A 7224-nucleotide genomic window follows, 5' to 3' on the forward strand; every position below is an offset into this window, starting at 1 on the left:
CGCAATGGACAAGCATAAAGACTGCATCATTATCCCCGGACGCCTTCCCCAACCCGAAATCTGTTTCATCAACGCCCTTCTCGACGATCATGAAGGCATGGTCGTCGTCCGCACCGAGAAGCCTGGTGAAGGCCGCATGGAATACTGGGTCTCTCCCGATATGCTGGACGAATTTATGAATTTCGTCGATTTCGTCAACAACCGGCTCAACATCCCAATGGAAATCATGGACCCCATCCCCCAATCCACGGAGATTACGAATCCTTCCGTATGATATTACATTAATATCAATGTAAGTTTGAACGTAGGATGGCAAGGGCAAGGTTGTTTCTGCCCTTGAGATATCCCATCCTACTTCTTTTATCATTCGATTATTCGCCTGCGGAACAAATCGAGCACTTGCGTTACTAGCCGGTCCTGCGCCGATTTTCCGCGTCCGCGCAGAGTCATGCGCTGAGTTTTAAAACCTTTTTTCATGGAACCGACCGCCGCCCAAACGCAGGGATCGCCGTTCTCTTCCTTATACAATTCCGAGATGGAAATAGACCATTCGCTGTCGTTATGCCGGCAAGCGCGTTTGGCGTTTTCCAAGGCCGCCGCTTCCTGCGACGTTTGTTCGTTGGCTGGAAGATCTCCTTCCAGCCCCAGCCTCTGCGCCATGGCGGCGTTGCTGGGTGCGACATAACCTCCCGTAAAGCGTCGGGCGGCTCCGTCCACGTTATTCAAACTGGCGGCGACGCCTCCGCCCGTTCCCACTTCCGCCGTGACCAATGTTCCGCCCTGTTTTTCGAGAAGGCCGATGGCGCATTCTTCCAAGGTCGAGCCGTCGTCGGCGTACATGTATTCCTTGAGATATTTTAATAATTCCGCTTCCAGCGCTTTAAGTCTCTTTCGATCTTCTTCCGAATTTCCCGGTACGGAAAAAGTAAGATCGACGCGCCCCTGGTCGAATTGATAGGCGATCGATAAATCCGAAGGCAGCGTCAAATGTTCGTGAATCGTTTGATCGATGCTCGATTCGCCTACGCCCACGAAGCGCATGGCGACCGAGACGCCGATGGCGCGTAGACCGAATCGTTTGGAGAGAAAGGGGATTAACTGGTTCGTCGCCATCGGCTGCAATTCGCCCGGCGGTCCCGGCAAAGCGGCGACGACTCGCTTGCCGTCGTCGAAAATCAAGCCCGCCGCCGTGCCGTTGGGATTGGCCATATACCCTCCTTTTTCCGGCGTTCGCGCTTGCCGCCGCATGTTTTCCCTTAGCGGCGTTCCAAACCGGCGTTGCATCTCCTTGACGACCTCAGGATTCTCTCGCAAAGGAATGCCGGTGAATTCCATTAAGGCATTACGGGTCACGTCGGCGTCCGTCGGTCCCAATCCGCCGGTCGTAATAATCAAATCGGCGTGCGCGCCGGCGTAATTCAAAGCGTCAAGCAAGTCTTCCCGAACGTCTCCCACGCTCAAAGAAAATACGCACTGACAGCCTATTGGTTCCAAAGCGCGAGTGATGAAAAACGTGTGACTATCCGCATAGATGCCTTTCAGCAGCTCGCCGCCGGTGATCACAAGCGCATACTTCGTTAGTTGATCGGCGGGAGGCTTTTCGGCGCAGACGAGAGATTGCGCGAATGCGAGAATAAGAAATATATTCGTCAAAGATGGCCAATATCGCAAAGATATCATAATCCGCCTCATAATCCATAAATTTGTAATTCGTTCTATTCAGTTTCATTTTCCATTCTTGATTTGGAAGGGAAAAGCCCTATACAGCGATAGCATTTCGCTTTTTTAAGCCGCCGCCATAATTGAATCGCCGCTCGGCGTTTACAAAATTTGACGAATCGGAGATGATCGTGCCAAAGTATAGGGTGGGCTCAAAGCGAAGCGTAGCCCACCACTGCCTATAGCGCTATGATCGAGCATTGCGCAGCGCAAGGATTCCATATTAAATGACAGGAGAAGAAACATGCGCATCCATCTTATTCTAATGTTTACGCTGGTTTTATCGATGGTTACAATAAACGAAAAAACTTCGTATTGCGCGAACGAACCTTTTCCCGCCGTCCAAGATTTGCCTTCCCATCCCGAACTGCCCGATCCGTTGACGATGTTCGACGGAACGCCGGTCAAAACCAAGAAGCAATGGTTCGAGCAACGCCGCCCCGAACTGACAAAATTGTTTCAACATTATATGTACGGCTACGCGCCGGAGCCGCCCAAAATTTCCGCTGCGGTTACGAAAATCGACCCCGCCGCCTTCAACGGCAAGGCGACGTTGAAAGAGGTGGAAATCCGATTTACTGAGTTGCCGGAAAATGCTCCCCGCATTCATCTGGCGCTTTTCGTCCCCAATAAGAAAAAAGGCCCTTTCCCCGTTTTTCTGGGATTGAACGATTTAGGCAATCAGGTCGTTGCGCCCGTTTCCAGTTTGACCGTCGATAACAGCGTCGAATTGGACGATCGCCTCAAAGCGGCGAACGCCGCCGCCCGCGGCAGCCAGACGGATTTCTGGCGCGTGGAAAACAGCCTTGATCGCGGATACGCCTTCGCCACTTTTTACCAAGGCGACATCGATCCCGATAAGAACGACTTCACGGACGGCATCCATCCCTTTTATCCCAACCTGCCCGGCCCTCAAGAAGCTCGTTGGGGAACGATCGCCGCCTGGGCGTGGGGCTTGCAGCGCGGAGTGGATTACCTCGCAACGGATTCCGCTATCGATAAGACCAAAATTTGCTTGATCGGCCATTCCCGCCGCGGAAAGACGGCGTTGCTGGCCGCCGCTTTCGACGAACGAGTCGCCCTCGCCGTTCCTCACCAATCCGGAACCGGCGGCTGCGCACTCAGCCGCAACAACAACCAGGAAACCGTAGAGCGCATCAATCGGGTCTTCCCCCATTGGTTCAACGATATTTTTCCCCAATTCAACAACAACGAAGACAAATTGCCCATCGACCAGCATCTGCTCATGGCGCTCATCGCTCCCCGAGCTTTGATGGATACGGCGGGACTCCAAGACGTATGGGCCAACTACGAAAACGCCTTGAAATCATTAAAGGCGGCGGATAAGGTCTACAAATTTCTCGGCTGCCAAGGTTTGGCGGGAAACGGCGTCATCGAAGCGGAAACCCCGATTACGGCGGATAATGTCGGCGAGATTCTGCAATACCGCCGCGACGAAAAGCATACGCTGAACCTCGGCTATTGGGATAAAATCCTGGATTTCGCCGACGTCTATTTTGAGAAGCGAGATCGGACGAAATAAGCATCATTTATCGAATTGACAATAGCAGAAAGACAAGCGTCCATTACCCAAACGCAACTTCCGTTTCTTCGTTGGGATTGATGAAGCCGTATTCCTCCATAACATATTGTTATTATGTTTTTTTCGGATAAAAAGAGACAACATCGTATTGGTCTATTCGCCGCGCTGATCTACAGCCTTATTCTCATGCTGAGCAGCGGGCATGTCCACGATGCAAGCGCGCCTTCTCGTCCCGCATTCCATTCGTCTGCCAACAAGGCGCATCTCCATATAAACGCGCATTTCGATTCGTTCTGCGCCATTTGCCACTTTCTCCATTCCGCATCCGACAAAGCCCTGCGAATCGCTCTCGACTTAAGAAATTGTCCCGAACTTCATCCTGCAGCGCTTCCATATATATGTTTTTCAACCGGCGTTTCGAAAACAACCTCGATTCGTGCGCCTCCCCTTCCTCCACAAGCCTAATTTTCATTCCGCTTTTTACAATCGTTTTACGACGGTGGAATCGTTATTTCACCGGCATCCTTTGTTGTATGTACAACTAAAAGATTTTTCTCCATGAAATCCAAATCATCCATGAAATCCGTGATTCGAAAATTTCGTGGAATTCGAGGTTTTTCGTGGTTTCGCGATTCAAAAAAGCGGATAGAGATAAGTATAGGCGTTGCTCATTTACGTTTCATTTAACTAACGGGTAAAGATCAGCCCATAGGGGCGTAGGAACAATTTCAATTGAAAAAAACAGATAGGAGGTTTATTAGGATATGAAATTTCACTATCAAAATAGAAAAAACTTACTTGGAATGACGATATTCATGGCAGCGGTCGGTTTTTCCTCTGTGGGTTGGACGCAAGATACGCTTTTTATCGATCGCACTTTTCATAGCGGTTTGCAGGGCAATACCGATTATCCGCAAATGGGAATCGTATGTACCGATGTGAACGGCGACGGCTTGACGGATTTATGGATCGCCACCGACCGGGAAGATAATACGAAAAATTTGCTCTTCCGGAACCTGGGTGATGGACGTTTCGAAGATATCGGCCAAACCGCCGGAATCGGCGAAGAGGGGATGGCCAGCGCCGGCGGCGCTTCCGGCGACTATGACGGCGACGGCAGGTTAGATCTGTTCGTCTGCAATATGGAATTGGAAGAGGACGCAGCCTCCGGTACCTTTCTTCGCAACCGTCTCTTTCGCAACAACGGAGATAATACTTACGCCGACGCGGCCGAAGCCGCAGGCGTCGCGGGAATCGCCGAAGGCGCCACGATCGGATGGACCAGCGCCTCCTTTGCGGATTACGATGCGGACGGCGATCTCGATCTGCTGGCGTGCAACCGCTTCAGCGGCCCCTTCCTTTACAACAATCAAGGAGACGGCGCGTTTATTTTAGCGACCGAAGCCGCTGGCCTGGCGGAAGAACAACACAGCGAAGAGGAAGAACATCATGAGGAAGAAGGCGAACATCATCACGAGCTGACCAGCGTAGAACAGGCGGCCTGGGGCGATTACGACAACGACGGCGATTTGGACGTCTTCTTTACCGTGGCGTTAGCGGCGCAAGAACAACATCATCACGCTGGAGAAGAGGAAGAGGAAGAAGAACACGAAGAAGAAGGCGAAATCGCCGCGACAGAAAACCGGCTATTCGAAAATCGGGGCGATGGGACCTTCGTCGATGCGACCGATAAAGCGGGAGTCGACGCTGCCAACTTAGCAGTTTCCCATTGCGCCGTATGGGGCGATTGCGACAACGACGGCGATTTGGATTTGTTCGTCGGCAATGTGGGTTCGACCGCCAAACAAACCGCCGCGAACTGCCAACTCTACCGCAACAACGGCGACGGGACGTTCCTGGATGTCGCCGAATCGGCGGGCATTCGAGAACAATATTATGTCTTCAATGCGAATTTCGTAGACGTCAATAACGACGGCTGGCTGGACCTCTCGCTGGTTTATCACCCATCCCACGACGACTTTCCTGTCGGCAGTTTTTTTACTTCCCCGCAACCGCTTTGGATCAATCAAGGCGACGGATCGTTTGTCAACATCAACGCCGACGCTGCGAATGCTCTATTGGACAAGGGGATTACGGAAATCGCCCATCTGGTCGGCCTCTCGTGGTTCGATTTGGAAAATGACGGCGACAGCGACATGATCTTCACCAATAACCACGGCGACAGACCTCTGCGCTTGTACGAAAACCAATTGGCGGCGCAGGAAAATCATTCCCTGACGCTTCGATTGAAAGGAACCGGCAAAAATCCCTTCGCCGTGGGAGCGCGGATATACGTCACCGCGAACGGTCAAACCCAAATGCGGGTTGTTGGATTGGGTAATTCCGGCTTCGGCTGCCAGGAACCTTATGCCCAAATAATCGGATTGGGGAAAAGCCTCCAATCGGAAGTCAAAGTTCGCTGGCCGGATGGCCGTTGGGAGTCCTTTGGTTCTTTGCCCGCCGGAGAGTCCCATCTCCTCATCGAAGGACAAGGCGCCGAAACGGATGTGGGCGCATGGTTGCTTTATCGTTGATTCCCAAGGAAGGGAAAAAACCAGTGTATTTCGATTGAAAACGTTGTTAGTCGGCGGGAGCGCATTCCAAACGCTCCCGCCCATTCCTTCAGGAGTAAAATCATGCAGAGATATACCCGCTTCGCCGCTTTCACGCTGATCGAGTTGCTAATCGTCGTCGCCATCATCGGCATATTGGCGGCCATCGCCGTTCCCAATTTCCTCAACGCGCAAGTCCGAGCGAAAGTCGCTCGGGCGCAGTCCGATCACGACGGCTTGCGCATTGCCATCGAGTCCTATCGCCTGGATCGCAACCAGCCTCCCCCTTCTCCACAAATGGGAGGACTATCTCTTTACGATTTCGCTCAAAAGTTTATTCCTCTCACCACGCCGGTCTCTTATCTCAGCAGCATTCCCTCCGATCCATTTCCCCATCGCAGCGCACTGGAACTGGACAGTACGGTGGATCATCGGTCGACAGCGCCAGGCGCTTACGCCTACGGTTATTTCCGGGCGGATCATTCTGGGCCGGGAGGGCAGTACAATTATGGAATCCACAAATGGATGGTCTCTTCCAGCGGGCCGGACGGTTTGCTGCAATACTTTGCCTATTACCCTCAAACCCTCGTCGAAGGAACCGAACTGTGTTCCATTTGCAAAATTCAAACGCCCGCCGTCAAGTTGATGGCTACTGTTTATCATCCGAGCAACGGCGTAGTCAGCGCGGGCGAAATCATTCGTTGGAGCGGACATTAGACCGGCAAGAGAATCTATTGCGGCGCGAGGCGCGACGCAGCCAGGTCAATAGCGAGAATGCCGGACAAACCGAATTTTAACAAACGATTTATTGTCGCCTCATAAAAAAATGTCATAGTTATTCCCTTTCCGCGTTAAGGATGTATAAAATACATTTCGCATCCCTTTATAGAAAGGGATGACGCTAATCGAAGGAGAATAAGTAAATGAATCAAGCGTACGGCGCATCGTCATTCTTACGCATGGGATTGGTTGCAGTCTTGCTAACGATCCTGTCGGTCCCGTCATTGACGGCGGTGGAATTGCCGTTGGTTACCGAAGAAGGCATTATCGCGGGAGAGATGAACATCGAATTTCAAACGCGAACCTCTCGCGACCTCACTGGGAAACTGGCGGAAGGATCCCCCGCCGAAAACACGAAAGACAAATACGAGTTCGCATTAAATGTCGCTAAAACCACGGAATTCTCTGGCTCTATCACCCGCCAGCCCCGTTTGTTCAGCAAAGTGCTGGGCCGAGAAAAACAACCGGCGGAATTGCAATACGACGTTACCTTGTCCGTACGCAATCCCTCCAATTTGGATCAGAAGAGAAGCGTGGGCAAATGGGTCGGCCTCGTCCCCGTCGACGATAAAGGCGTCTATCGCCTGGACGGCGGAAGCGCGAAGGGCAGCCCGCTGCGCATGGCTATCG

The 7224-nt window shown here is 52.1% G+C and carries 7 protein-coding genes; 5 read left to right on the forward strand and 2 right to left on the reverse strand.

Features of this window, described 5'->3' with window-relative positions:
• Positions 1-4 precede the first annotated feature (4 nt).
• Positions 5-274 (forward strand): hypothetical protein, encoded by a 270-nt coding sequence (locus AB1656_01770; GenBank protein ID MEW6234091.1) that lies wholly within the window; start codon positions 5-7, stop codon positions 272-274.
• A gap of 89 nt (positions 275-363) precedes the next feature.
• On the opposite strand, the gene AB1656_01775 is transcribed toward AB1656_01770, so the two are convergent.
• Positions 364-1680 (reverse strand): molybdopterin-binding protein, encoded by a 1317-nt coding sequence (locus tag AB1656_01775; GenBank protein ID MEW6234092.1) that lies wholly within the window; start codon positions 1678-1680, stop codon positions 364-366.
• Positions 1681-1963: 283 nt separating this feature from the next.
• Here AB1656_01775 and AB1656_01780 point away from each other — a divergent pair, with 283 nt between their 5' ends.
• A complete protein-coding gene (locus tag AB1656_01780; GenBank protein ID MEW6234093.1) occupies positions 1964-3262 on the forward strand; it encodes an acetylxylan esterase in 1299 nt (432 codons plus the stop codon).
• Positions 3263-3415: 153 nt separating this feature from the next.
• Here AB1656_01780 and AB1656_01785 read toward each other — a convergent pair whose 3' ends face one another.
• Positions 3416-3580: a hypothetical protein gene (locus tag AB1656_01785; protein ID MEW6234094.1), complete on the reverse strand. Its 165-nt coding sequence runs from the start codon at positions 3578-3580 to the stop codon at positions 3416-3418.
• Positions 3581-4065: 485 nt separating this feature from the next.
• On the opposite strand from AB1656_01785, the gene AB1656_01790 reads away from it, so the two are divergent.
• The 3 genes from AB1656_01790 to AB1656_01800 all read left to right on the forward strand — a co-directional run.
• A complete protein-coding gene (locus tag AB1656_01790; GenBank protein ID MEW6234095.1) occupies positions 4066-5796 on the forward strand; it encodes a CRTAC1 family protein in 1731 nt (576 codons plus the stop codon).
• A 102-nt stretch (positions 5797-5898) separates the two neighbouring features.
• On the forward strand, positions 5899-6531 hold the full coding sequence (locus AB1656_01795; GenBank protein MEW6234096.1) for a prepilin-type N-terminal cleavage/methylation domain-containing protein: 633 nt from the start codon (positions 5899-5901) through the stop codon (positions 6529-6531).
• A gap of 206 nt (positions 6532-6737) precedes the next feature.
• Positions 6738-7224, forward strand: a 487-nt coding sequence (locus AB1656_01800) for a hypothetical protein (protein MEW6234097.1), incomplete at its 3' end; no start/stop codon positions are given.

It is taken from the genome of Candidatus Omnitrophota bacterium (assembly GCA_040755155.1).
GTDB lineage: Bacteria > Hinthialibacterota > Hinthialibacteria > Hinthialibacterales > Hinthialibacteraceae > JBFMBP01.